Source organism: Rhizobium sp. rho-13.1, from assembly GCF_007000305.1.
Classification (GTDB): domain Bacteria; phylum Pseudomonadota; class Alphaproteobacteria; order Rhizobiales; family Rhizobiaceae; genus Rhizobium; species Rhizobium rhododendri.
This window is the reverse complement of the sequence record NZ_SCFL01000012.1, coordinates 120,356-145,242: the sequence shown is the minus strand read 5'-3', so window position 1 is coordinate 145,242 and position 24,887 is coordinate 120,356. Positions and strand designations below refer to the sequence as shown.

At 58.5% G+C, this 24,887-nt stretch carries 22 protein-coding genes, 1 tRNA gene and 1 pseudogene; 8 read left to right on the top strand and 16 right to left on the bottom strand.

The genetic code is table 11. The features are described 5' to 3' along the window. Nucleotides 1-505: 505 nt before the first annotated feature. Nucleotides 506-1,978: a sensor domain-containing diguanylate cyclase gene (locus tag EQW76_RS22130; RefSeq protein WP_142831434.1), complete on the bottom strand. Its 1,473-nt coding sequence runs from the start codon at nt 1,976-1,978 to the stop codon at nt 506-508. 325 nt (nt 1,979-2,303) lie between these two features. Here EQW76_RS22130 and EQW76_RS22125 point away from each other — a divergent pair, with 325 nt between their 5' ends. The 3 genes and pseudogenes from EQW76_RS22125 to EQW76_RS22120 all read left to right on the top strand — a co-directional run bounded on the left by EQW76_RS22125 (nt 2,304) and on the right by EQW76_RS22120 (nt 4,208). Further along, nucleotides 2,304-2,897 carry a hypothetical protein gene (locus EQW76_RS22125; RefSeq protein ID WP_142831435.1) on the top strand — a complete coding sequence of 198 codons (594 nt, stop codon included), beginning with the start codon at nt 2,304-2,306 and terminating at the stop codon, nt 2,895-2,897. 254 nt (nt 2,898-3,151) lie between these two features. Next, a pseudogene (locus tag EQW76_RS29905) lies at nt 3,152-3,368 on the top strand (IS3 family transposase); the annotation flags it as partial. A 231-nt stretch (nt 3,369-3,599) separates the two neighbouring features. Continuing rightward, complete coding sequence (locus EQW76_RS22120) at nt 3,600-4,208, top strand: MFS transporter (RefSeq protein WP_142831436.1); 609 nt, start codon at nt 3,600-3,602, stop codon at nt 4,206-4,208. Between the two features lie 215 nt (nt 4,209-4,423). Here EQW76_RS22120 and EQW76_RS22115 read toward each other — a convergent pair whose 3' ends face one another. The 6 genes from EQW76_RS22115 to EQW76_RS22090 form a co-directional block, all read right to left on the bottom strand. Then, on the bottom strand, nt 4,424-4,924 hold the full coding sequence (locus EQW76_RS22115) for an NUDIX hydrolase (RefSeq protein WP_142831437.1): 501 nt from the start codon (nt 4,922-4,924) through the stop codon (nt 4,424-4,426). A gap of 142 nt (nt 4,925-5,066) precedes the next feature. After that, nucleotides 5,067-5,954 (bottom strand): glycerophosphodiester phosphodiesterase family protein, encoded by an 888-nt coding sequence (locus EQW76_RS22110; RefSeq protein WP_244615495.1) that lies wholly within the window; start codon nt 5,952-5,954, stop codon nt 5,067-5,069. A 30-nt stretch (nt 5,955-5,984) separates the two neighbouring features. Further along, the gene (locus EQW76_RS22105; protein WP_142831438.1) at nt 5,985-6,845 is read right to left on the bottom strand and encodes an ABC transporter permease; all 861 of its coding nucleotides are present in this window, start codon (nt 6,843-6,845) and stop codon (nt 5,985-5,987) included. Then, the gene (locus EQW76_RS22100; protein ID WP_161990993.1) at nt 6,842-7,702 is read right to left on the bottom strand and encodes an ABC transporter permease; all 861 of its coding nucleotides are present in this window, start codon (nt 7,700-7,702) and stop codon (nt 6,842-6,844) included. Before EQW76_RS22100 ends, EQW76_RS22105 begins: the two co-directional genes overlap by 4 nt. Then, on the bottom strand, nt 7,699-8,739 hold the full coding sequence (locus EQW76_RS22095; protein ID WP_142831439.1) for an ABC transporter ATP-binding protein: 1,041 nt from the start codon (nt 8,737-8,739) through the stop codon (nt 7,699-7,701). Before EQW76_RS22095 ends, EQW76_RS22100 begins: the two co-directional genes overlap by 4 nt. Before the next feature lie 98 nt (nt 8,740-8,837). After that, nucleotides 8,838-10,061: an extracellular solute-binding protein gene (locus EQW76_RS22090; RefSeq protein WP_142831440.1), complete on the bottom strand. Its 1,224-nt coding sequence runs from the start codon at nt 10,059-10,061 to the stop codon at nt 8,838-8,840. 137 nt (nt 10,062-10,198) lie between these two features. Between EQW76_RS22090 and EQW76_RS22085 the strand changes: the two genes are divergently transcribed. The 3 genes from EQW76_RS22085 to EQW76_RS22075 all read left to right on the top strand — a co-directional run bounded on the left by EQW76_RS22085 (nt 10,199) and on the right by EQW76_RS22075 (nt 13,923). Next, a complete protein-coding gene (locus EQW76_RS22085) occupies nt 10,199-11,347 on the top strand; it encodes an ROK family transcriptional regulator (protein WP_142831441.1) in 1,149 nt (382 codons plus the stop codon). Between the two features lie 462 nt (nt 11,348-11,809). Beyond that, nucleotides 11,810-12,910 (top strand): porin, encoded by a 1,101-nt coding sequence (locus EQW76_RS22080; protein WP_142831442.1) that lies wholly within the window; start codon nt 11,810-11,812, stop codon nt 12,908-12,910. A gap of 227 nt (nt 12,911-13,137) precedes the next feature. Beyond that, nucleotides 13,138-13,923, top strand: a complete 786-nt coding sequence (locus EQW76_RS22075) for a class I SAM-dependent methyltransferase (protein WP_142831443.1) — start codon at nt 13,138-13,140, stop codon at nt 13,921-13,923. Nucleotides 13,924-14,029: 106 nt separating this feature from the next. On the opposite strand, the gene EQW76_RS22070 is transcribed toward EQW76_RS22075, so the two are convergent. Continuing rightward, nucleotides 14,030-15,007: an acyltransferase gene (locus tag EQW76_RS22070; RefSeq protein WP_161991072.1), complete on the bottom strand. Its 978-nt coding sequence runs from the start codon at nt 15,005-15,007 to the stop codon at nt 14,030-14,032. A gap of 468 nt (nt 15,008-15,475) precedes the next feature. Between EQW76_RS22070 and EQW76_RS29460 the strand changes: the two genes are divergently transcribed. After that, complete coding sequence (locus EQW76_RS29460) at nt 15,476-16,084, top strand: helix-turn-helix transcriptional regulator (protein ID WP_202617196.1); 609 nt, start codon at nt 15,476-15,478, stop codon at nt 16,082-16,084. Beyond that, nucleotides 16,081-17,442 (top strand): HipA domain-containing protein, encoded by a 1,362-nt coding sequence (locus EQW76_RS22060; RefSeq protein ID WP_142831336.1) that lies wholly within the window; start codon nt 16,081-16,083, stop codon nt 17,440-17,442. Before EQW76_RS29460 ends, EQW76_RS22060 begins: the two co-directional genes overlap by 4 nt. A 300-nt stretch (nt 17,443-17,742) precedes the next feature. Here the strand turns inward: EQW76_RS22060 and EQW76_RS22055 are convergent. From EQW76_RS22055 to EQW76_RS22020, 8 genes are all read right to left on the bottom strand, one after another. After that, nucleotides 17,743-17,818 (bottom strand) — tRNA-Val (locus tag EQW76_RS22055). A gap of 222 nt (nt 17,819-18,040) precedes the next feature. After that, nucleotides 18,041-19,321 (bottom strand): TRAP transporter large permease, encoded by a 1,281-nt coding sequence (locus tag EQW76_RS22050; RefSeq protein ID WP_142831335.1) that lies wholly within the window; start codon nt 19,319-19,321, stop codon nt 18,041-18,043. Next, on the bottom strand, nt 19,312-19,887 hold the full coding sequence (locus EQW76_RS22045; RefSeq protein WP_142831334.1) for a TRAP transporter small permease: 576 nt from the start codon (nt 19,885-19,887) through the stop codon (nt 19,312-19,314). The genes EQW76_RS22050 and EQW76_RS22045 overlap by 10 nt, the downstream gene beginning before the upstream one ends. Nucleotides 19,888-19,985: 98 nt before the next feature. Next, nucleotides 19,986-20,960: a TRAP transporter substrate-binding protein gene (locus tag EQW76_RS22040; RefSeq protein ID WP_142831333.1), complete on the bottom strand. Its 975-nt coding sequence runs from the start codon at nt 20,958-20,960 to the stop codon at nt 19,986-19,988. 176 nt (nt 20,961-21,136) lie between these two features. Then, a complete protein-coding gene (locus EQW76_RS22035) occupies nt 21,137-22,018 on the bottom strand; it encodes an amidohydrolase family protein (RefSeq protein WP_142831332.1) in 882 nt (293 codons plus the stop codon). 1 nt (nt 22,019) lies between these two features. Next, nucleotides 22,020-23,156 carry a mandelate racemase/muconate lactonizing enzyme family protein gene (locus EQW76_RS22030; RefSeq protein ID WP_142831331.1) on the bottom strand — a complete coding sequence of 379 codons (1,137 nt, stop codon included), beginning with the start codon at nt 23,154-23,156 and terminating at the stop codon, nt 22,020-22,022. 4 nt (nt 23,157-23,160) lie between these two features. Then, on the bottom strand, nt 23,161-24,066 hold the full coding sequence (gene kdgD, locus EQW76_RS22025) for a 5-dehydro-4-deoxyglucarate dehydratase (RefSeq protein ID WP_142831330.1): 906 nt from the start codon (nt 24,064-24,066) through the stop codon (nt 23,161-23,163). Nucleotides 24,067-24,135: 69 nt separating this feature from the next. Then, entirely contained in the window at nt 24,136-24,873 is a 738-nt protein-coding gene (locus EQW76_RS22020) for a FadR/GntR family transcriptional regulator (protein WP_142831329.1), read from the bottom strand. Nucleotides 24,874-24,887 lie beyond the last annotated feature (14 nt).

Below are 24,887 nucleotides of genomic sequence, written 5' to 3'. Positions count from 1 at the left end.
ACCATCAAATCCTCAAACGTACTTTCGGGATCATTTGAATGAGGGGATTCCTGAGATGTGTGACCAGAAAATACGGCATTGCTCACCTGTCGAAATCTGCTCTTACACAGTATGGCTGCGGTAGTACATGTCGAATGATATGCGCGGATTTATTCGGGGCGGACTCGATAGCTACACTATTTGATAAATTCGCAGCCAATTAACGGCCTTCCCCAGTGGAACAGTCAGCCAACATAGAAGGGTGGAAATTAGTAGATTGAAAAGGGCCCGCCGGGCAGTGGATGGCGGGCCCTCTTTGGCACAGACGCGCTACAAATTGTGACATCGGCACTGTAACCTGCGATGGTTAACAAATTTCGGACGACTATTGGGGAAAGCGCTATCGAATATGCGATAGTTACAGCTAGCGCTCGCCAAAGCGATCAAGCATTTCTCGCAGCTGCTGGTTCTGCTGAACCAGATGCGCCTGTAGCTTCACGGCTGGTTGGCCGGCAACCTGCTTATCTCAGCTATCACGGCTCTGTCGCCCGTCAGCCACGCCCAGTTGGCTCCGAAGCCTTTCGTAATGTGCGCGTTTTGCTTCGTACATCTTGAGGTCTGCGCGTTTAACGACGTCTTCCATGGAGTCGTCGGCGAGACTGGTTGCGACACCGCATGAGATGCTGAGGGGCATGCTGGAATAAAACTGGTTGTTGATCGACAGCAGTTCGTTGATGGTTTCAACGGCTATGCTTGCGGCCTTGGCGTCTGCGCCTGGCATCAGAACTGCGAACTCGTCGCCGCCGATGCGACAGGCATGGTTGGGGGGTGAAATCGCGCCGCTCAGAATTTCGCCGAACCGCCTCAGCAGAGCGTCACCCACGTCATGCCCGTACTCGTCATTGGCGCGTTTCAGGCCGTTGAGGTCGATGATGATGGCCGAGACGGGTTGAAGCGATTTCCGCTCCAGACGGCTCAATTCTTCGCTGTAAAAAGCGCGATTGTAGAGCTTTGTCAGGACATCGTGTTTGCCGAGATATTCGAGATAGGCTTCCGCCTTCTTGCGGGCAGTAATGTCAGCGAGTGCGACCTGCACCCTCGACCAATCGCGTTCGTAACCGGGGAAGACGGAAAAGTGCAGCAGGATGTGACGGGGCGACCCATCGAGCGCATAATTGACGACCTCGCGATGGTGATGCAGGTTGCCATTCCACAACTCCATCAGTTGCTCCCGAAACGGCTTTTCCATATCGTCCCGGAAAATCTCGGTGATCCGCTGAAGAAGTTGCGACCGATCCGCCGCGCAGAAGAGATCGAGTGTCGCCTGATTGACGTCCAGCACGCGGATCTCGCTCATGCATTGCCTGACGAATTCCGGATGGACGTCCATGAAAGTGCGGAAATCCGTTATCCCGCGATCCCGTATGGTTTCCAGCAATGTCCTGATCTGGCTGAAGTCTTCAATCCAGAGAGATACGGGAGAATGTTCAAAAATCCCTTCGGCGTAGCTGCGTTGCGCAATCTCTGCGCGGCGGGCCGTCTCACGGTCCGTGACGTCTTCAGTCGTCAGCAACACCCTTGAGAGCGTCTCTTCGGCGCCCGGCATAATCATGCCGCGAAGCTGAATATCAAGCCTTCGGCCAGTCAGGGTGTAATTCACCGTCGCGCTTGAAAACGATGGCTTGCCGTCAAAAAGCGCTGCAAGCTCGTTCACATGCGTCTCGAGCATGTCGTCACGAAACACGGTGGCCATATTCGCCCGGAGATGTTCGACGTCTCTGGCCTCGACCAGATCGAGCGTCCACCTGTTCACGTCGAGGAGGCGAATGCGCCTGGAGCATTCGGCGACACGGGACAGATCCTCTTGCAAGAATCCTCGAATATCGGTTACGCCTTCCAATCGCCAGTCATCGAATAGCTTTTTCACCTCGCTGAAATCTTCGATCCACATGGCGATTGGGGCGAGGTTGAAAAGTTCGGAATCAGGCACAGACGACATCACGTGTCCTTAGCGTCAATCGAGTAGGCTTCGTTTTATACAGTCTGCTATTAACGAACGGTTGGGGACGGCACGATGACGGCTTTTTCCACCACCACCACGCTCTTGGTGTCCGTGGCCGGGATCATCAACCCCGACCAATCCATTTAGGCGGGTCGGCAGCGCTTCCAATGTCAACGGCTTTGCAACGATTTATATTCCTCAAGAAGTTGAGACGCACCCTAGCTCTGGCATGGCCTTTTCAGCGATGCCAGGTGCGCTATGGTAAACACACCCGCATGGACGATAGCCGGGCAGTCGTGCGGCGCAACGAGAGGAAGCGTATATGGCATTGGATGCGGCTGGTATGAGCGCCGAAGGCTTCTCACATGTGCGTGTCATAGTCGGGATGGTTCTTGGCTTAAGTCTGGCGAGATTGGTCAATGGCCTGACGCGCTTCGTGCAGCACCCTGGAAGTATCAAGATCTACCCGATCCATTTGGGCTGGGTCGTTTTCCTTCTCATCACCATCATTCATTTCTGGTGGTACGAATTCAATCTCAGGCTGGTCCCGATATGGACCTTCCCGATTTACTTCTTCCTGATTGTCTATGCGATGCTCTACGCGGCGTTGACAGCCCTGCTTTTCCCCGATCAGATGAGTGAATACAGCGGCTACGAGCAATATTTTGAAGCTCGCAAACGCTGGTTCTATGGCGTTTTCGCCCTGACGTTCATCATCGACCTCGGCGACAGCCTGATAAAGGGATCAGACTATTTTGCAGCCCTCGGAACCGAATATCTTTTTCGCCAGTCCATATTTGCGTTCTGCGCCGTAGCCGCGATGTTCGTGCCTGGCAAAGGTTTCCAGGCACTGTTTCTCATCGTCGGAACGCTCTACCAGATCAGCTGGATTCTGAGAGTTTACGATCTGCTCTAACGGCAATCCTCGTCACGAAAACCCAAGACCACCGCGTTCTGGCCGAGCGGGAGATCATGTCGCAGCATCAGCCTATTTTGATGCCTAACTGTTTGAACTGAAATGCTGCAATCGCCATTCGATCCACGCGCATGGACCGCCCGGGTTTGTCGCAGGACCCACCACGAGAGACGCAGGGTCTATGTCCCCGCAAGACGGCGAACAAATTTTCTCCTGAAGTCTCCGTGCCGTGCGAACGGTGCCAGAGCAGGTCACATGACGCCCGGCATCCGTCGCAGTGCACTGCCCTTTCCTTTATCGCAGAATAGATCGGCCGCTCGGCACAGACGCTCAAGGCGTGGACGAAGAAGGCACAGGTCGAGGGAGGCAAGCGGGCAGGCCTGCCAAACGACGTGACCGAGACGGTGAAGGCTCCGGAACGGGAGAGCCGGGGGAGGTCGTCACGAGAACGAGAATTTGCGCAAAGCCTCTACAAATTTTGGATTGGACCTATCCCCGCAGCCCAGCCTTTGGTCACAATCGGACAATGTTCGATTTTCCCAAGCGGTAAAGCAACTAGATGAGGACATGAAACGGGAAGCTGCGCCCCAGCGACGAAGTCACCGATAAACATCGTCCCCGTCTGTTGAATTTAAGTGAGATGTTGGCGCTCCCTCCGGTCTTTGTCATGACCGGCATGCTCGGACTGGTCGCAGCCGTTCTTTGGGCGACGATCTACAGGATCCTCGACACTTCAAAGGCACCAATCAAGCCGAACTTAATCTCATCAAAGAGAGGGGAGGGGTGCCGGAACTGAGCGACCGACTACAAAGCGAGCAGGCAGGAAGGAGTGCATTTTCGTGGCACGACCTGAAATTTGTCCTGAGCAAGAAGAAGCTGTGGGGGATCTACATCGGACAATTCAGCTATCTGGCATCGGCCAATTTTTTCTTGAGGTGGTTTCCGACCTACCTTGTTCAATATCGCCACCTGGATTTTATCAAGGCGGGATTTTACGCATCAGTACCGTTTCTTGCACGGTTTGCTGGCGTGTTGGTGTCGGGCTTCCTGTCAGATGCGCTGCTTCGGGCAAAATTCAGCCTCAGTGCATCGCGCAAAATTCCGGTCCTCACCGGCATCGCTTTGTCCATACTGATCATTGGTGCTCAGTTCGATGATAGCCCGCCGTTGATTATCCTCTTTTTGGCAATCGCGTTCTTTGGCACCGGCATGGCTTCGATCACCTGGTCTTACGTTTCAGCGCTGGCGCCGGAGCGCCTTGCCTCCATCGAGGCGGCGGCCGTAAAAATGCAAACCCGTCCACTCCGCTAGCGGCATGTCGCTCGAGATAGGTAATCGACAACAGAAACCGGTGGATGCTGACGGCTTTTACCGAATGTCGGATCCGGCTTGCGCCCCTCAGGTGCCGACGGCTGTGATCCGCGAACAATCGCCGGCCCCGAGCACATCAGGAGCCGCGTGGACATCGCTTGCAGTCCAACTGCGGATGTCAAACGTCGGCGGAAGTCAGAAAGTTGGTCAACCAGTTACCAGGTATCGGGCTTGGGGCATATGAACTGGTTTGCCAATTCCCGCACGCTTGAAATCAGGCACTTCAAATCGGGCTCGTGGACGGCTGCCGCGGCTGCGCCGGGGGAAAACCAGCGAAGTTCCCGCTCATCCTTCTGAGGGAACTGGCTGTCCAGTTCGAGAACGTTGAGAAGATGGACCTGAACAACGGTCAGGACGCTCTCCTCCTCACTCAGCTTTTTCTTGTAGGTGTAGTAGCCGCAAGGCTTCTTGCGAACGCGCCCTCGTACCCCGGCTTCGTGCCATGCCTCACGCTGGGCGACTTCGTGAGGTTTTTTCTTGGCAAAGCCCCAGCCTTTCGGGATGATCCAGCGGCCAGAATTACGGCTCGTAATCAGCAGGACCTGAATGGGCTCTTCCCAGCCGGGCACGAGCCTGAAGCAAAGGGCAGCATATTGCTTGTCGGTAGGCGACGATCGCTGCGCGCATCGTCGGCGTTTTTTCTTCTCATTCAGCATTGGTCCGGGAACTCAACGAGAAAGACCTTATCGGCAAGCATCGGATTGCCGGTTGGGACGAAGTCACGGTGCCTGCGCTTAAAAGCGATTGCTTGAACAAAAAGGGTCAATGCACCGACCATGCCTCCGTCCACGATTGCCATCATGCGGGGCCTTGCGCGGCATCGCTTGTCAACCAGGCCTTGAATGCCTCAACTTCGTCTGTCTGGATTGCGCCGACCCCGGCTTCCTTCAGCGCGCCCCAAACCTGACTTGGTTCGCTTAACGCCCGTGTGTCGTTGTAGGCGAGGCAATGGGAGACATCGAGCGTGTTGATCCATAGCCGGATGTTCTGGCGCTCCAGTTCTTCGCGGCCTGCGGCGAGATCGGCAATGTCGGAAAATTTTACTTCTATCATCGGCGCGCGAAGCCGTTCGATACGGCGGAGATCCTCCGCAAATTTGCCGTTTGGACGCACCTGGAACATCGGCATATGTGGAATACGTCCGAACCAGTCCTGGTCGATGAGCGCGAAACGGTCCGCCGTCGGATCAATATCCGTCTTTACCAGAACTTGTCTCTCCATTCCGAGCCTCAGCACCGTACTCATGACGAGCGGCAGATCACGGATGAACTTCGTATCGATATTGATGGCAATGCGTCCGCGCGCTTCTTCGAGCATTTCTGCAAGGGTTGGCACGCACTCTTCGGTGGCGGTTGCATGCGCTCCACCGGCGCCAGCGCGCAGCATGGCGCGACGGAGGGAGGAAAACGGCATGTTGCCAACTTTCCCCGTTGCCGTTGTCGTTCGATCGAGAGTTTCGTCATGAATGACCACAAGCACCCCGTCGGCGGACGACTGGGCGTCGATTTCCACCATCTCGACGCCGAGCGCGATTGCAGCACGAATGGAGGCAAGCGAGTTTTCCGCCGTCGTCTTCCAGACGCCCCGATGGGCGATGGTCAGGATCGCGGGGTTGCTGCGCGTCGTCATCTCGAGGACGTCGCCGTGGAAAGCAGGAATACGGTCAGTGGCAGGCGCGTGTTGCATAGTTTTCGACTTTCGACAGGTTGGGACGCATCAGATCTTGCCCATGCCCGCTGCCATCAGGTCGTCGCGCAGGATGCGTCCGGCAATGATGAAAACGATGAGCGCAGGCAGGAGGAGGATGAAGGAGATGATAGAGGCCAGCGGGAGCTGTATCGAATAGGGATCGAGATACATGTAGAGCTTGATCGGCAGCGTCTCGACGACCGGCGCGCCGACGATGAAGGACTTGTCGAATTCCTCGAAACTGCCGATGAACGACATCAGTCCACCGGCGAGAAGCCCGGGGACGGCAAGTGGCAGTATGATGTGGGCAACGATGCCGGCAGTGCCCGCGCCAAGCGAGCGTGCGGCATGGATCACGTCGTCAGGAATGGTTTCGAGCGTTGCGCTCATCAGCCGGATCATCAGCGGCAAGGTGCCGACGATCTGCACGAGGACCACGCCTAAGATGGAGTAAGAGAGCCCGAGCGTCATGAAGAGCTTCCCGATGCCGATCGCCACAACGAGGCCCGGAATGATGATCGGCGCAAGAATGAAGATCTCCACCAACCGCTTGAGGCGGAATGGAAAGCGGGCCATCGCCCAAGCCGTGGGGAGCGCCAGGAAGGCGGTTGCCGATGTCACGACCACGGCAATCAGGATACTGTTGATTGCGGCCCGCAGAAGGCCCGGATCTGACAGGATGATCGTCCAGCGGCTTGCGGTATAGTTCCGCGGCACGACAAGCGGCGGCTGCCATCCGTCCGCAATGCTCCAAAGGAACATCAGTGCCAGTGGCAGCGCAATGGCAAGAAAAAGGGCGCCGTAAAGGCCGATCGCCACCGGGAGACGATCTTCCTGTGTGAAGTAGCGGCGACGGCGCGGTGGTGCCGCGGCAATGGAGAGCGTCATTGATGGCCTCCCTTCGCATTTCCAGCGCCGATACGATCGGTCAGCGCGTAATAGGCCATCAGGACCAGAACCGCGAAGAGGCTCAGCAACATGCCCATCGCATAGACCTGCGGAAAATGTCCCTGATTGAACTCGTTGACCATCAGGACCGAGAGCGGCCGGGCAACGGGCGGACCGACGATATCGGGAATGGCATATGAGCCCATCGAGCCGATGAAGGTCAGAAGAATTGCAGCTGTGATACCGGGCATGGCAAGCGGCACCTCGACGAACAGGAACGTCTTGATCCGCGATGCGCCGAGGGTTCGCGATGCAAAACGGATATCTTCGGGAATGGCCGCGAAAGCGCTGGTGATGATCAAGGTCATGAACGGGATCTGTTTCCAGACGCTGGCCAGAATGACGCCAACACCCCAGTCGTCGCGCACCAGCTTGGGAAGACCGAGGCCAAAAGGTGCGATGACACGATCGACAAAGCCGCCGCGTTCGAACATCACGATGACCATCAAGCCGACGATAATGCCGGGCACCGCCATGGGAAGTTTGTACAGGCCGCTGAAAAGCTTGCGTCCGAGAAAGCTCCTGCGGATCAAAAGAGCGAGTGGCACCGACACGAGAATGGAAACGATAACGGGTGCGACGCCGTAATAGATCGACGTCTTGAGGCCGCGCAGCATGGACGGCCTGGTAAATATCCGAACATACCACTGCAGCGTCAACACTCCGTCGTCATTGAGAAAGCTGCCAACCAAGGTGGAAAACAGCGGCCCGCCAAAGAAGAGCAGCAAATAGCCAACGCCCGGCGCCAGCAACAGCGGCACAAAGAAGCGCCGGTCTCGAAGAAGAACGCCCATCATGCCGCTTCCCTTGCTGGCCGGTCATCGAGACGATGGGCGACGTCGGGAAGAGCGAGCGCAACCCTGCTGCCGACCTCGATCAGGTTGTCGGCCCCGGCCTTGCTGACCTTGATCACCTGGCCGGCAATCGAGATGGTGTAGAGCGCGCTGGCACCCAGGAAGGAAAGGGCGGTGACAGTGCCGGGTCCCTCGGCGTCGACAATGATTTTGATATTTTCCGGTCGCACGGAAATCTGGGCCGCGCCCGCAGACCCGGAATCGAGCAACACCGACTGCCCCCAGGGAAGCCGCGCATGTCTGCCATCGGCATGGACGGCGATGATGTTGGTCTGGCCGAGGAAGCCTGCCGTGAATGCGTGCCTCGGCGAGCGGTAGAGATCGAGCGGCGTGCCAATCTCCACCACCCGGCCTTCGTTCATCACGACGATGCGGTCCGACATCGCCATCGCTTCGGCCTGGTCGTGGGTGACATAGAGGCTGGTGGTGCCGATGCGCCTGTGCAGTTCGACCAGTTCGTGGCGCAGCATTTCGCGCAGCTTGGCGTCGAGGTTCGACAGTGGCTCATCGAACAGCAGCAAGCCGGGCTGCATGACAATGGCCCGTGCCAGGGCAACGCGCTGCTGCTGCCCGCCCGAAAGCTGACGCGGCATGCGATCGACAAGTCCGGTCAGGTTGCAGATCTCGAGCGCATGGGCAATGCGGCGCTCGCGCTCCCCTGGGGGTACCTTTTTCATCCTTAGCCCGAAACCGAGATTTTTCGCCACCGACATGTGGGGAAACAGTGCGTAGGACTGAAAGACCATCGCTATGTCACGCGCTTCCGGCGGCGCCGTATCGATCCGCCGCCCGGCCAGGTGAACTTTTCCGCTGCTCGGTGTCGTGATGCCCGCCAGAATGCGAAGGAGCGTCGACTTCCCGCATCCAGACGGTCCGAGAATGGTTACAAATTCGCCCCGCTCAACGCTGATCGAAACCGGATGCAACGCCCGGCTCAGGCCGTAGGCCTTGGATATATCGGTGATTTCGAGTTCGCTCATGGCTATCTACTCCGGCCGGGGGCGATGCTGGTCCTTGATCGACGGAGATCACAGCACGGCTGATGGGCCGATCTGAGATGTCTCCGGTCGGTTGGCCGCTACTGGTTGAGCACTTTTTCGTCCAGTGCCTCGCCGAGCGCGGTCGACATATCCCAGAAGGCTGGCACCGAGAGGCGCGGATAGACGCTGGCCGGCAGCATGTGGGTTTGGGCGGATGCGGAGATCAGGTTGTCCGTCACGTCGGTGCGAGGGGACCGCGAGGCCTTGTTTTCCAACTTCCAAAGCTGGAATTCCTTGCTCATCGCCATGTCGACCAGCAGGAGTGCTGCCGCAACATGCTTGGCGTTGGCTGGCACGATCATGGCGTCGCCCGAACCGACCTGGCCTTTTTCCAGCAAGGTGAGGCGAAAGGTATCAGGCAGTTGTTTCGTCGAGAGGAAGGTCATCACCTGGTCTTCCCAGACCGTGCCCATGTACAACTGTTGATTATTGATCAGGTTGAGTGTGTCGGCATTGCCATTGGTGAGTTCGGCGACGGACAGCAGGCGGCGGTAGTAGCTCCACACCGGATCGAGACAATCCGATTTCATAGCCCAATCTTCGGCTTCCTGAGCGGTCTGGGCATAGTTGGTCAATTGCTTGCGGCAATCACCGGTGAGGTAGCTGAGCGCCACGGAGTAGATGAACCCGCTGCCGGATCCACCCTTGGACGGAAGGGTGACGCCAAGACGTTTTGGATGCTTCTCGGCCCACACGAGCAGTTCGTCGAAATTCTTCGGGACTTCCTCCGGCTTGACGAAAGCAGCGTCATAGCCGATCGCCGTCTGATTGAGGTGAACCAACGGAAAGCTGCCGCCGTGCGGTTTGCCGAAAACAGTGTCGGCAAGCGTCGGATCGTAGCTCCTCATATTCGGCAAGATCTTGGTCAGCGCAATATTGCCTATCACGCCTTTCGAAGAGAGAAGCGGAAAGCTTCCCCCTCCTGTGAAATAGGCATCCACAGGCGCATCCTGCCCGGCCTGCTGAACGACAATGAGTTGCTGGTTGGCCTGCTCGCCATTGACGTCGTGATATTCGACGTTGATGCCATATTTGGCTTTGAAGCGGGTGATCAGTTCCTGCCACGTATCGCTGAAGCTGCCAGCGAAATTGTACATCGTTACCGTACCCTCGGCCTTCGCGGCGGGAACAATGATGTCGTAGAAATTGTCGCGGGTCACCTTTGCCAGATCGAAGTCGAGATTTTTCATATTCGTATCTGCTGCTATACAAGGCGAAGCAAACATCGCCAGTAAGGCAATCGCACAGGACTTCAATGACATGGGTTCCCCTCAGCCGCATTGGAAGATGGGGCTAAATACTACACATTAGGTGTAATATTTATGACAGTTTCGTGAAGTCTGCTTGAGAGCGATACTCACCGTTGCAGATAATAAGCCTACCGGTTAATCCAGACGCCATGGTTTCAGCAACAGACGCCTCTTTTGAGCTCGATCGCCGCCCTCTCGCCAGCGATAATGAGCGATTGATACTTGATATCGTCAGACGGCACGGGCCGATCGCGCGTGCGACAATTACTGCGCACACAAACCTGGCCCAGCAATCGGTTCACCGGCTGGTCGAGGGGCTGATTGAGCGCGGGTTGCTCCAGACCGGCAAACCGCTACGAGGCAGCCGGGGCCAGCCAAGCCCGACGATTGAACTGGTCAAGACCGCAGTCTTTTCGATCGGGATATCCATCAATACCGATTCGGCGGTGTTGTGCATCTCGGACTTCGGCTGTGGCGTCGTTGCCCAGGAGAAGCTTTCAATCGCACCGCATGACCGGACGGAAACACTGGTCGCCCTGACCCGGACACTGGATGCGTTGCTTGTGAAGCACGCAATTGCGCGCGAACGGCTGATTGGCCTCGGCTTTTCCATGTCCGGCTTTTTCGTTTCGAAAAACCACATTTTCAATGCACCGGAACCATTGCGGCAATGGTCCCTGATCGATCTTCAGCCGATCATGGAAAGTGCATTCCGATTGCCTGTCTGGTTGGAGAATAATGGAACCACGGGCGCGATCGGCGAGAGCCTTCGCGGCGTCGGTCTGTGGTGCCAGACATTTGCCTATCTCTCGTTCAATTACGGATTCGGCGGCGGCCTCATCCTCGATGGCAAGCCATTCCATGGTTTCTATGGAAACGCTGGCGAATTGAGCGGCATTTACAACGCGGATGAGGCAGCGCGCAGGCCGGCGCTTCAGTATCTCATGCAAAGGCTGCTGGAGAACGGCGTTGATGTCTCGTCGGTGGAGATGCTCTGCGAAACGTTCGATCCGGCGTGGCCGGGCGTCAGCGACTGGCTGACGGAAGTAATGCCGCAACTCAATCGGCTCATCGCAAGCTTGATTGCGGTCATCGACCCCCAGGCGATCGTGCTCGGCGGCCAGTTGCCTCGCGCGCTCGGAAACATGATGATCGAACGCGCCGTCATGCCCTCGACGCGCAAGCACCGCTACGACATTGGACCGCAGGAGGCCAAACTTCTCCTTAGCCAGACCGATGGCGATGCAGCAGCTCTCGGCGCCACCCTATTGCCGCTCAAAGTCCGATATTTCCTTTAGAGACTATCTCAAAGCCTCGAGCATCCCGACCCGCGCCACGTATCTAGCCCGTCAGCGCTGCATGGACGGATAGTCGCTTGCGAACGCATAAAGGACCGCCGGCGCGAGCCAATCAGCGTTCGACGGCAGGCCAGACTCGAAGCCATCTGATGATGGATCGGCCTCATGCGGCCATAAATTGTAGTCCGCTCACCCGGTTTCTCGTTGCCTGCCGGGTCGCACGTTGCAAATGAGCAATGTCCCAACATCGCTTTGTACCTAAATTGCATCACCGAGTAAGTCGGCGTATTTTCTGTGTAACGGCTGGCGTTTCAGCGGATCGTGCAATGCCCAAATGCATCCGATATGCGTTGGCGCTCGCGACCCGGTTTGTAATCACTCCCCCGCGCAAATCTGTTTGACGCGCATTTTCACTTGTCGGCAGGCTCATTATTAGCCTGCTACATTTATGGGGGTTGATACGTGAATATGGTAAAACCGCTTCTGGGCTTTGGGTCCGCGCTCTTTGCAATCTCCCTTGCCCACGCTGCCAAGGCAGCCGATGCAGCAATTGCTGCAGAGCCCGAGCAGCTTGAATATGTTCGTCTCTGCGACGCCTATGGCGCAGGCTATTTCTTCATTCCAGGCACTGAAACCTGCCTCAAGATCAGTGGCACGGTGCGAACCGAGGGAAAATGGCATAATCCGTATAACCCGGGAACGGGTGGCGACTACGGCACGCTTTGGCACTCGCGCGCCCAGATCGCGGTCGATACCGCATCGGATACCGAATACGGCGCGCTGAAGACAGACAGCATCTACCGCTTCGACTGGCAGGAAGGCGTGACAACCGATAAACTGGTCTGGGCCAATATCAGTCTGGCTGGCTTTACCATTGGCAAGATAGATTCGGCATATAACCTTTACATGGGTTACGCCGGAAACGTCATGAACGACGATATCGTCTATGACGGCCCGCCCGAAATCAACCAGATTACCTACAACTACGATGCCGGAAACGGCATCACGGCTGTCGTTTCGCTGGAAGATACGAACTCTGGCGCTGACCTGTCCGCCTATAACGGCGCCTGGGTCCAGTCCAAGACCAACGAATATATTCCGAACGCCGTTGCCGGTATTGGTTTTAAATCCGGTGCCTGGCAGATCCGCTTTGTCGGTGGTTACGATGCTATCGTTGAAGAAGGAGCCGTCAAAGCGCGCGTCGATGCAGATTTCGGCATCTTTAAAGCGTTTCTGATGGGCGGTTGGAACACGGACGGCAACAAGCTCAACAAATATGCCGGCTCGAACCTTGATCCGTCGGCTTGCCCGGCTGGCCATGCCGAACTGTGCGGCTGGGGCGACTGGGCATTGTGGACCGGCGTCACTCTGCCGATCGACGAGAAACTGCAGGCAAATGGCCAGGTAGCCTTCACCGACTCGAAAATCCTTCAGGTGACAACCAATATTCGGTGGAGCCCGGTTAAAAACATGCTGGTCGAGCCGGAAGTTACCTATACCAAGTTCGACTCGGTAAATCAGGAGCAATGGGCTGGCATCCTGCGCCTGCAACGCAGCTTCTAGTGCGACGACAATTACTCTGAGACAAACAGGAGAAGCCTGGCATTTCGCCCGGCTTCTCCAACACGCTTCGAGCCGAAGTCTGCAACTTTGTTGTTCTGACCAACAGCGCTCGATGTGCCGCTTACGACTTTCATACGAGTGCCGAGATGGAATGGTAAAACTGCTCTCGGCGCGCAGAGATGCCTACATCCTCTGTTCCTGATGGCTCACCTGAGCGGAGATGCAAAATGAAATCAAATGAAGTCGCCAACTGCTGGGAGGCCAACGCCGAAGCCTGGACCCGGCTGACCCGTGCTGGCTATGATGTCTATCGCGACGTTCTCAATACGCCGGCTTTCCTGGATATGCTCCCTCCGGTGGCTAACCTGAAGGGGCTGGACCTGGGCTGTGGCGAAGGGACGAACACGCGTGCGGTCGCACGTCTCGGTGCACACCTTACCGGGCTCGATATCGCGCCAACTTTCATCCGACATGCCCGCGAGGCGGAGCAGCAGGATCCCATCGGTATCGACTACGTGCTGGGCGATGGCCTGACGATCGATTTTCCGGATGCGAGCTTCGATTTTGTCGTCGCCTTCATGTCGATGATGGATATGGCAGATCAACGAGCGGTCTTCTCCGAGGTGCAAAGGGTATTGAAGCCGGGTGGATTCTTCCAGTTCTCGATTTTACACCCATGCTTTGTACCGCCAACCCGGAAGAATATTCGCAACGAAGCAGGCGAACCCATCGCTGTGCAGGTCGCGGACTATTTTGAAGAACCGGACGGCCAGATTGAGCGATGGACCTTCTCCGCGATACCCGCAGAACAGCGAGTGACGGAGAAGCCCTTCGAGGTACCGAGATTTCATCGAACGTTGACCACTTGGGTATCGATGATCGTCGAAGCCGGGCTGCAAATTGAAGCGTTTGGCGAACCTCGCGCAACCAAACAAGTCGCCAAATCTCAGCCATCTGTGGCGGACACGCGCATTGCCCCACTCTTTCTCCACATCAGAGCACGAAAGCCGTAGGCTCGTCGTTGACCGATCCTGGGACGAGAACATCAGCACGCCGGATCTGCCTACGGTTTCGCAATGAACCCTCTTGCATGGCGGTGATGCGGCAGGGGCCGTTTCGCTACAAATCCTGCGATTTTGGTCGTTCGAGCTTCGTCCAGCTGGACTTCGAGGCAAGGCGGTTGATCGGGCGTTCCACCAGCAGGTAACAGACTTCTGCGATGGCAAGGGCAGCGACGATTGAAACGATGGCGTTCATGTGGCCCAACCGGTCGAACTTGAGGACGGCGGCGAGCACGATGCCGTGGGTGAGATAGAGCGAATAGGACGCATCGCCGAGTTTCTCCAGAGGCGACAGCAGGCGCGCGGGCCAGCGCCCGCAATCCTCGAGCGCAATGCAGCTTGCAAGCAGCAGCCCGGCGGGTAGCCCCCAGACGATAATGCGGTAGGGCGTCATGTCGATGTGGGCAAAGGCTGTTGCGGCCAGGAGGACGACGCTGCCGGCCAGGCCTATCAGTGCGACGCCAGCGGGGATGGGTTTGCGCAACTGTGAAATGCCGAGACCGAGGACAAACTCCAGCAGCATCGGCGTGGTCCACTGGATCATGGCGGGCGCCTGCCAGTCGTAGAGGCCGAGGGCGACCAGTGCGCAGAGCAGGGCGGAGGCGACCACAATCGGACGGGTGGTGAAAAGCGCTGCCGCAAAGACGGCATAAAACAGCATTTCGAGGTTCAGCGTCCAGCCCGGCACGAACAGCGGCCAGATGTGACCGCCGGGGTCGAAATGCGGAATGAACAGCATCGACAGGATGATCCGCCGGGCATCGAACGAGAAGTTTGACAGTAGGCCGAGGGCCGATGCGCCGCAGACGGCAAAGGTGACGAGCCAGTAGAGCGGGGCTATCCTCAGCAATCTTCTGGCCAGGAAAACACGCGGCGTCTCGCGCGTCCCGACGGTGCCCATGATGAAGCCCGAGATCAAAAAGAATATGTCGATGCCAGCTCCACCAGCATCAAAAGCGCCGTCGCTTAAATGATAGAAAAGGACAAGAAGGGCTGCAATTGCCCTCAGGCTCTGTACAGAACGTAATTTTTCCAAAATGAAATCCAGGTACGGTTGCTCTTCAAAGACGACCGATAGCCCCGTGACGTGACCATATTGTGCTGTTCTGTCATTGGGGTGGCGGTGGCTGATTTTGCCACCATCGCCCGTTGCGTCATGCCATCCTCGTTGACTGGTGTAGCATGGTGGTCAGTTTGACCAGCTGAAAGCCTCGCCACGGCTCGTCTTCGAGCCAACTAATGGTCTATCGCGTGATAAACAGTGAGGCGAAGAATAGGCTGTGAAAGCCTGCCTTTCTCACATGACGAGGATGGCATCACACACACCAGATACGTTGTTCGAGTTTATCAAGCTGCTCCCGATCGGGTGCAGACCACTACGGTATTATTCAATTGTGCGACTTATGATCCCGTACAGGATCAATGACTGAGTTGCTCCCATACGGGATCAATGTCCATTGATTTGGCGGACCTCCGCTGCTATGTTCCCGCTCGGGAGCGAAATATGGCAAAGAACCCTAAATTTCCGAAGAAACAGCACGCTCTTGTTGGCACTGATAATGTCCAGGATTTGGCGCGACGGCTGGCGGCCGGCGAAGCTTCTGCCGATGTGATCAAACGCATCAACGAAAGTATGGCCGCCCATAGCAGCATCATCAAAACGATATCGTCGGCCGGAGAGATCGCCAAGGTATTATCGCAGATCAGCGAGACCGGGAAGATCATGGAGAGGTTCAAGGTCTCGCCCCCAAAGGTCGATCTTAAGCTCCCCGATCCTTCGCAAAGGATACAGGCCTCGCTACCGCGGCCTCTCGACGACTTGCCGTCGTATATCCCGCCAACGATGGCGGACACCTGCCCGGACGTGCCTCACTCAAACCTTTCAAGCGCACCCAAGAAAGCCACGCAGATCAACACGCCGGGCGATCTCGGCCAAATGATACGCCGTGCCCGAGAAACGCGCGGGCTTTCCCAGCAAGCCTTTGCGGACCTAGCCGGCGTTGGTCGACGGTTCATTTCCGAACTTGAAAACGGCAAGGCAACGCTCGAATTCGACAAGGTGCTGACGGTGCTGCGGGCCGCCGGCATCTCGATGTTTGCAAGAGACCGATGACGTCGATGGATGTTCTGGCTCTTGATGTTCGCCTCGACGGCTACGACCACCCTGTCGGCATTCTGGTACGCGATCCAAACGGCGCAATCGCATTCGCCTATCGCAGCGACTATGTTTCCCGTAGCGATGCCACGCCGTTGTCGCTATCCTTACCGCTTGGGACAAATCCATTTGAAGATTTGGTTGCTCGGCCATTCTTCGACAATCTGCTACAAGAGCGGGACAGCGCGTTGTCGGACATCATGGCGCGCGAGGGACTGTCGCGTGACGATGTTGTGGGGCTTCTGTACCATCTCGGCAAGGATTGCGCCGGTGCGCTCTCCATCCTGCCGGCCGGCGCGGCACCGACAAAGGTGCCCGGCGAATACGGAAAAGATTACCTTCCGCTCGACCTCAACCGCCTTGAGGCGATCGTCGATGCGCTACACAAGCGCAAACGCTTGCCTGCTGGAATAGAAGACCCGTCGCCCCTGGCAGGCATGCAGAGCAAGATCGCTCTGACACTCCTGCCGGACGGATCACTTGCCGAGCCTGTTCCAGGCTCAGGCGCACCGACCACACATATCCTCAAGGTGCCGGACCAGGACCATCTGCAAGACGCCCTTCTTGAGAACGAGGCAATGCGCCTGTCGCGGTCGCTCGGTTCCGATACCGCCGACACGGTGGTTTTGCCACTCGGCGGGCTTAATACGCTGCTTGTGACCCGATTTGACCGGGCCCTTAACCAGCAAAACCGCATCGTCCGAATCCATCAAGAGGACTTTGCCCAGGCCTTGGGCTTGCCTGCGTCCCTGAAATACGAACGACGTGGGGCAGGCAACCGCCGCTTCGACGTGTCTGCGATCCGACGAGTCCTCGAAGCGACGATTGATCCGGCCGGCGCCAAGGAGATTTTCATCCGGGCGACACTGTTTGATCTCCTGGTCGGCAACGCCGACGGTCATGCCAAGAACTTCGCCCTGCTTTACGAGCGGGGAGGTCGCATACGCATGGCGCCACGCTATGACATCCTGCCAACTCGACTGGATGAGGCTTTAACGGATGAGCTCGCCTATCGGATCGGCGAAGCGGAGACGCTCGACGAGATAACGACCGACAATTTCGACTTATTCCTCAAGACGCTTGGTGTCGATGGTGCCGCCGCGCGCCGGCGCATCCGCGTCAACTACACCACATCCATTGGCGGCGAGCTTGACGACCATCTAGACGATCTTGGACAACGCGGCCTGAAACGGCTTGCGGATCTCATCGCATCGAACATCAGGACGCTTTTCGATGCGTTCGGACTGGAGGTTCCAGAGAAAGCGAGGGATCGCGATGCCTTTATCGGCAGAGGTGGCGGATGGCTGTTAAGTTGATTGCGGCGGCATAGCCTTGACGACGGCGGCGGTGAAGTAGCGTCGTTTCGACACTGGCCAACAAGAGCCTTTGGCAAGCCACGCAGCTCTCAGCTAATCGCTCAGACGCGCAGGCAGAACTCCGTGACCCGGGATGCAGAACTTTGATGTGTTCGACCAGCCAGGCCTCATGCGGGATTTCGTAGGGGCAGAATAGCGGGCGCCGACATCGTCGGGCAGAGTACGAAAAGACGGAAATTGTCCCACTTTTGGCGGTGGAAAAGCCAAATAAAAGTCAAAGAAAATATGATTTTGGTGAGATGGTGGGCGATGACGGACTCGAACCGCCGACATCCTCGGTGTAAACGAGGCGCTCTACCAACTGAGCTAATCGCCCGTCGCATTCGCTGGGAAACTTCCAGCTGCGTTCGGTGGCCGCTTTCTAGTCTTTGCGAAAAAAATCTGCAAGAGCGAATGTTCATAATTCTCGGCTTTTTTTCGGGTGGTGACAGCGGTCGGTCGCAAATTCCCTCGCCTGTCAGGGCGACCGTCTATCGCCACTCGGCCGGTCATACAGTGGCCTCCCGATCAGGGGATCCGGTGGTTCCGGCGGCCCAGCTTATCGGAAGATATCCTGCACCAGCATGGACGTTTCCGGAACCAGCGTTACGATCATCAGCGTCACCCAGAGTGCGAGCATGAACGGCCAGATCGACTTTACCACCGTGCTGACCGGTACTTCGCCGATGGCGCAGCCGAGGTAGAATGCTGCTCCAACCGGTGGTGTGTTGAGGCCGATGGTCGAGTTCAAGAGTACAATGATGCCGAACTGGACGGGATCCATGCCGTAATGGGTGACGATCGGCAGGAAGATCGGCGTGCACACCAGGATATGGGCGGCCATATCGAGGAAGATGCCGAAGATGAACAGCGCGATGTTGACGAGGATGAAGATCACCCAGGGCTGCGTGCTGATATGGCTGAGCGCATCGCCGGCCATGTCGGCAACGCCGTAGATGCTCATGAGGTAGCCGAACATGGTGGAAATGCCGATCAGAAGCAGCACCACGCCCGTGGTTTTCGTCGCCTTGGCCACCGCCTTCAGGAAGCTCTCAAAGGACAACGTGCGATAGACGAACACCGTCAACAAAAGGGCATAGAGTACGGCGACGGCGCCAGCTTCTGCGGCGGTAAAGACGCCCGAAAGGATGCCGCCGACGATGATGACGATGATGAAGAGGCCGGGCACGGCTGCCGCAAGGCTTCGCCAGACTTCGGTCCAGCCGGGGAAGACGCCCTTGGCATAGCCGCGCGACCGCGCCACGAAGTAGGCGGTCATCAGGTTGGCGATGGTGAGAATCAGGGCGGGAATCGCGCCGGCCATGATCAGCGAATTCATCGAGACGAGGCCGCCGGCCGCCAGCGAATAGATGATCATGTTGTGGCTTGTCGGCATGAGAGCGCCGACGAGAGAGGAATAGGTGGTGACGTTGACCGCATAATCGGCATCGATGCCTTCGCGCTTCATCAGCGGAATGAGCGCCGAGCCCATGGCGGAGACGTCGGCGACAGGCGATCCGGAAACGCCCCCGAACATCGTGCAGGCTACGACATTGGTCATGCCGAGACCGCCCCTGACATGGCCGACCATCGCCTTAGAGGCGCGGATGATGCGGTCGGCAATGCCGCCATACATCATCAGCTCACCGGTGAAGATAAAGAACGGGATCGTCAGGAAGGAGAATGTCCCCATGCCAGACGCCATGCGCTGGAAGACGACCGCCAGTGGCAGGCCCTCATAAAGCACGGTGGCAATGGAGGAGAGGCCGATGGCAAAGACCACCGGCATGCCGAGTATCAGGCCTACGACGAAGGTCGCGCAGAGAATGATCAATGCCATGAGGGGATTACCTTGATTTTCAGGATGGCGGCGATGATGCGTTCGACGGCGAATAGGGCGATCAAAAGGCCGCCGGCGGCCAGCGGCACGTAACTCCAAGCCTGTGAAATCGGCAGGCCGGCATTGAGGTAGGGTGCCATCTCCACCGCAAGCTCGGCGCCGCTGTAGGCCATCGACAATCCGAAGACGATCATGCCGAGATAGACGATGATCTCTGCAGCCATCCGAAATGGCTCGGGCGCCAGATTGAGCAGCGAATCCATGCCGATATGCCGCCCGTCGCGCACGCCGACGGCCGCCGCAAAGCAGGTGACATAGAGAATGACGACCAGCGCGAAGATTTCCGTCCAGGCCGGCGAGTCGTTCAGCACGTAGCGCCCGAAGATCTGGTAGAGGACGGCCGCAACGATCAGCAGCGTACCGAGCACCGCAAATTTCAGGCAGATCCGCGAGAGCCAGGCGTTGAAGGCGAAGAAGCGGCCAAGCGGGCCCGTCGTATTGACGGTCGTCCGGATCGTCTCGGCACGCGCGGGGTCGATGGGCGGTGCATGCGGATGCGCAGCCATGGGCGGTCTCCTCGGATGATGATCGTCAGGCGGAGTGGATAGCCGTCACCGCCACGCAGTGGTCAGGGCCGACGCGCTGTCACGCGCCGGCGGAGACGTTATTTCGTGGCCTTGATGGCGGTGATCATGTCCTTCAGGGCGGGATCGGTGACGAACTGATCGTAGATCGGCTTCATCGCGGCCTCGAACGGTGTCTTGTCGATGGTGATGACCTCGACGCCGGATGCCTTGACCTTCTCTTCGGACGTCGTTTCCATGGCGTCCCAGAGCTGGCGCATATAGGTGACCGATTGTTTGGCGAGCTGGCGGACCTGCGTCTGTTCGGCCGGTGTGAAGCTGTCGTAGACGCGCTTCGACATCAACAGGACATCCGGGGACATCGAGTGTTCGGTGAGCGAGTAATACTTCGCCAGCTCATAGTGGTGGAAGTTGTAGTAGCTCGGCCAGTTGTTTTCGGCACCGTCGATCAGCCCCGTCTTCAGGCCGGTATAGACTTCACCCGTCGGCATAGGCGTGGCGTTGGCGCCGAGCGCCTTCATCATCGCCACCCAGACATCCGACTGCTGGACGCGGATCTTCATGCCCTTCAGGTCTTCCATCTTGCGCACCGGCTTGGTGGTGTAGAAGGAACGCGAGCCGGAATCGTAGAAGGCAAGGCCGACCAGTCCGTGGGCATCGCAATCGGCGAGGATCTTGTCGCCGATCGGCCCGTCGAGCACTGTGCGCATCTGCGCCTTGTCGTGGAACATGAAGGGCAGGACCGGCACCATCATCGCCGGGCAAATGGTGTTCAGCGTTCCGGCATTGACGCGGATGAAGTCCAGCGCGCCGAGCTTGACCTGCTCGATCGTGTCCTTCTCGCTGCCGAGCTGCGAGTTCGGGAACACCTTGATGGTATATTTTCCGTCCGACGCCTTGCTGAGCGCGTCGCTCATGAACTGCACGGCTTTGACGGTCGGGTAGTCCGGTGCCTGGACGTCGGCCGAGCGGAACTGGCGCGCCTGTGCCGGCGCGAACGTGCCGAGTGCCAGCAGGCCGGCAAAGGCAGCAGTGATGATCTTGCTGTGCGTCATTGTTTCTCTCTCTCCCAGTACGAAACAAAATGGCCGTGCGCTTTGGCTCTGTCAGAGAGCGAGGCGCCGGTTAGGCGTAGAAATCGATGTTGCAGGGGATCGGGACGTTCAAACGCTACTCGACGCCCCGCTGTCCTCCCATGCCGATGCCGAAACCTCCCCGTTCCGGCAAAACCTCAAGCCACCGTGCCGTTGGCAGGCAAAAATCCAAAAAGCTGCTGCGGATTATCGACCAATGCCAGCTTTCGGGCATGGTCATCCGAAAGCCAGCCAAGCACGGTATCCGCCAGCGCAGCATCGTCAGGATATTGCTCCTGCTCCCGCGCCAGATTGTGCGGCCAGTTGGTGCCCCAGACGATCCGCTCCGGCGCATGGGTTGCGATTGCACGGGCGACCGCCGCGATATCGGCAAAGTCAGGACCGCCGGATTTCGACGATTCATAGCAGCCGGCAAACTTAAACCAGCAACGGCCGCCATCGATGAGCCGCTTCAGCGCTGCGACCTCTGGTCCGTCAGGCGCCGCGCCCGCAAAAAACTTGCCGTGATGATCGAGAACCCACCGTGATTTCAGCGTCGCGAGCCGCGGTTCATGGCTGATGATGTCGCTGCCGTCGAACTGTATCGCCAGCATCCAGCCCCGGACATTTGCCTTTGCGTCAATATCCTCGAGAGCCTCCAGCCCGATCCCCCCGCCAGGCAGATCCATGATCCGCGCTCCCACGACGCCGGCCTTAGCGAGCGCGTCGAGTTCGGCGTCGGTCGTGTCTGCATCGATGACCGCAACGCCGCGAGCGCTGCTGCCCATTTCGGCCAGGCAGGCCATCAGGTTGCCATTGGCGCGCTGGTGGGAATTGCCCTGCGTGATCACCACGCGCTCGATGCCGAGCCACCCCATCAGCTGACGATATTGCGATGGTGTCGGCAGGTCGTCGGCGGGCAGAGGCGGTCCGCCGGGAAGTGCCGGGAAGCCGGGCAGGTACATATGCGTCTGGCTGTCGATCGCACCGGCGGGAAGGGCGATGCGCGGCTTGCGGCCGGAGAGGGGGCGGACGAGCATGTCAGTCGTCTCCCATGCGGAACTCGGCGAGTGCCGCGCGGTCGATCTCGATGCCGAGCCCCGGACCATCCGGTATCGCCACGACGCCGTCGACGTGTTCGATGGGCGTCGTGATGACGGCCTGGCGGAAAGGATTGTCGGTGCGGTCGAATTCGAGGATCGGCTCGATAGGATTGACCCGCACCGGGTTGGGGATCATCGACGCCATGAACTGCAGTGCTGCGGCGATATGGACCGCAGTGCCCCAGACATGCGGCACGACGCGCACGCCATGCAGCGCCGCCATGTCGGCGATGCGGCGGGCTTCGGTGAAACCGCCTACGCCGCAAAGGTCCGGCTGGATGATGTCGATGGCGCGGCTCTCGATGGGCTCCTGCATGCCCCAGCGCGTGTGCCAGGTCTCGCCTCCCGCCACCGGGATAGGCTGGCCTGCGCGCACCGCGCGATAGGCGCCCAGTTGTTCCGGCACGACGGGCTCCTCGAACCAGTCGATGCCGTGTTCGGCGGCGCGCTTGCCGAGCGACACTGCCTCGATGACATCGTAGCCGTGGTTGGCGTCGATCATCAGCCGGGTGTGCGGTCCGATGGCTTCGCGCACGGCGCGGATGACGCGCAGGTCCTCCTCGACATCGAAACCGATCTTGATCTTGACCGCATGAAACCCTGCCTTGGCATGGGTTCCCATCTCGTTGGCATTGTCCTCAATCCGGTCGACGCCATCGCGTTTGAAGCTGCCGGTGGCATAAGCGCGGACGCTCTTGCGGAAACGACCGCCCAGAAGGGTGGAGATCGGCACGCCGAAATGCTTACCCTTGATATCCCAGAGCGCAATGTCGATGCCGGACAGGGCGGTAATGGAAAGGCCTCGTTGGCCCTGGTCGCGCAGCGCGTTGTAGAGGACCGCCCAGATCTTTTCGGTCTCCAGTGGATCGGCACCGATCAGCCGGCTTGTATAGGCAGCCACAACTGCCGCATTCGGTCGCGCGGGGCCGAGGCATTCGCCCCATCCGATCGTGCCGTCGTCGCAAACGATCTCGACGAGCATATGCGCGCGGCGGTCGAAGCGCATCGATGCACTTTCGAAGGGCACCGGCAGGCGGTATTCGAGCAGGTGCGTGTTGACGGCAGCGATCTTCATCGGCCTAGCGCTTCCAGGGCGAAATGAGCTTCTCGAGCATGGCCTCTTCGTCCCGCGTCAGGTCTTCCAGCGGCGGCCTGACCTTGCCGGCATCGAAACCCTGCAGCCGCACGCCGGCCTTGATGGCAGCGACGGCATAGCCCTTGCGGCGATTGCGGATCGCCATGAACGGATAGAAGAAGTCCTTGAGGATCGTCTCGCAACGGGCACGATCGCCGGAACGGAGTGCTTTGTAAAAGTCGACGGCAAGATCCGGCACGAAGTTGAAGACGGCCGACGAGTAGGTGGTAAAGCCGGCGCCGAGATAGGCTTCGGCGAAAAGCTCGGCCGTCGGCATCCCGCCGAGATAGGTGAGACGATCGCCGAGGGTCGCGGTGATCTGGCGGACGTTGCCGATCTCGCCGGTGCCATCCTTGAAGCCCACCAGATTAGGGCAAGCATCGCAAAGACGCTGCAGGGTGTCGACCGACAGCACCGAGTTGTCGCGGTTATAGACCATGACGCCGATATCGACCGACTGGCAGATGCGCTTGATGTGGGTGAAAAGACCTTCCTGCGGCGCATCGATCAGGTAATGCGGCAGCAGCAGGATGCCATCGGCGCCTGCCTTCTCTACGGCCTGCGCCAGTTCGACGCCGACATGGGCGCCGAAGCCACAGCCGGAGACGATGGCGGTCGAGCCGGCCGCTTCCTTGGCGGCCTTGACGATTGCCGGAATTTCATCGGGCGACAGCGAGAAGAACTCGCCAGTGCCGCCAGCTGCAAAAAGCACCGGCGCATCGTAGCTGGAAAGCCATTCGATGTGGCGCTGATAGCTTTCCGGCTGGAATTTTTCGTCCGCCCCGAAATGGGTGACGGGAAAGGATAGAAGGCCGGCACCAAGCGCGGTCTTGATTTCTTGTGGTGTCATCGGGTTCCCCTCCAGGCTCCTCCAGCTGCATTTGTCGTATAGGCAGCAGAGCCCATTGTCAACAACTCATCATACAGGTTTGCGTTGCCCGCGCAACAGTGTGCGGTAGCGGTCCTGGCTGCCCCTGAGGTGGCGGCGCATGGCGGCCCGGGCGGCTTCCTCGTCGCCGGCAGAAATGGCGGCGACGATCTGTTGATGCTCGTCGTCGATGAGGAGGATGTAGGTCGACTGGTCGGCTTCGTTCTCTCCGTCACGGATGGCAGCACGGGGAATGATGCGCGGTCCGATCATCGACAGGAATTCGCGAAACCGACCGTTATTGGTCGCTTCGGCGATGGCCAGATGCAGCGCGAAGTCGGCCTCGCTGGTCGGCACCCCGGCGTCGAGACAGTCGCGCACGGCGTGGTGGCGCTCGAAGATAGCCTCTTCCTGGGCCGGCGATCGGCGTAGGGCAGCAAGGCCCGCCGCCTCGACTTCGACGGCTGTTCTTAACTCCAGAAGCTCGATAACCGAGGAAACACGGGCGTGATCGAGGCTGCCGAAGGCCTGGATCTGGGCAGGCGGGTCCAGCACGAAGACACCTGCACCCTGTTGCGCCTCGACCAAGCGGTCGGCGCGAAGAGCAGCGATGGCTTCGCGCACCACCGTTCGGCTGACCCCGTGGGTTTCGGTCAGTTGCGCTTCGCTCGGCAGCTTGCTGCCCGGGGGGAACTGGCCGGCGGCGATGGCGCGGCGCAATGTGTCGCTGAGACGGGCCACCAGGGTCTGCGACTTTGCTTCGGTTTGTGACTTAGGCTGTAGGGCCACGCCGTCGGTTCCTT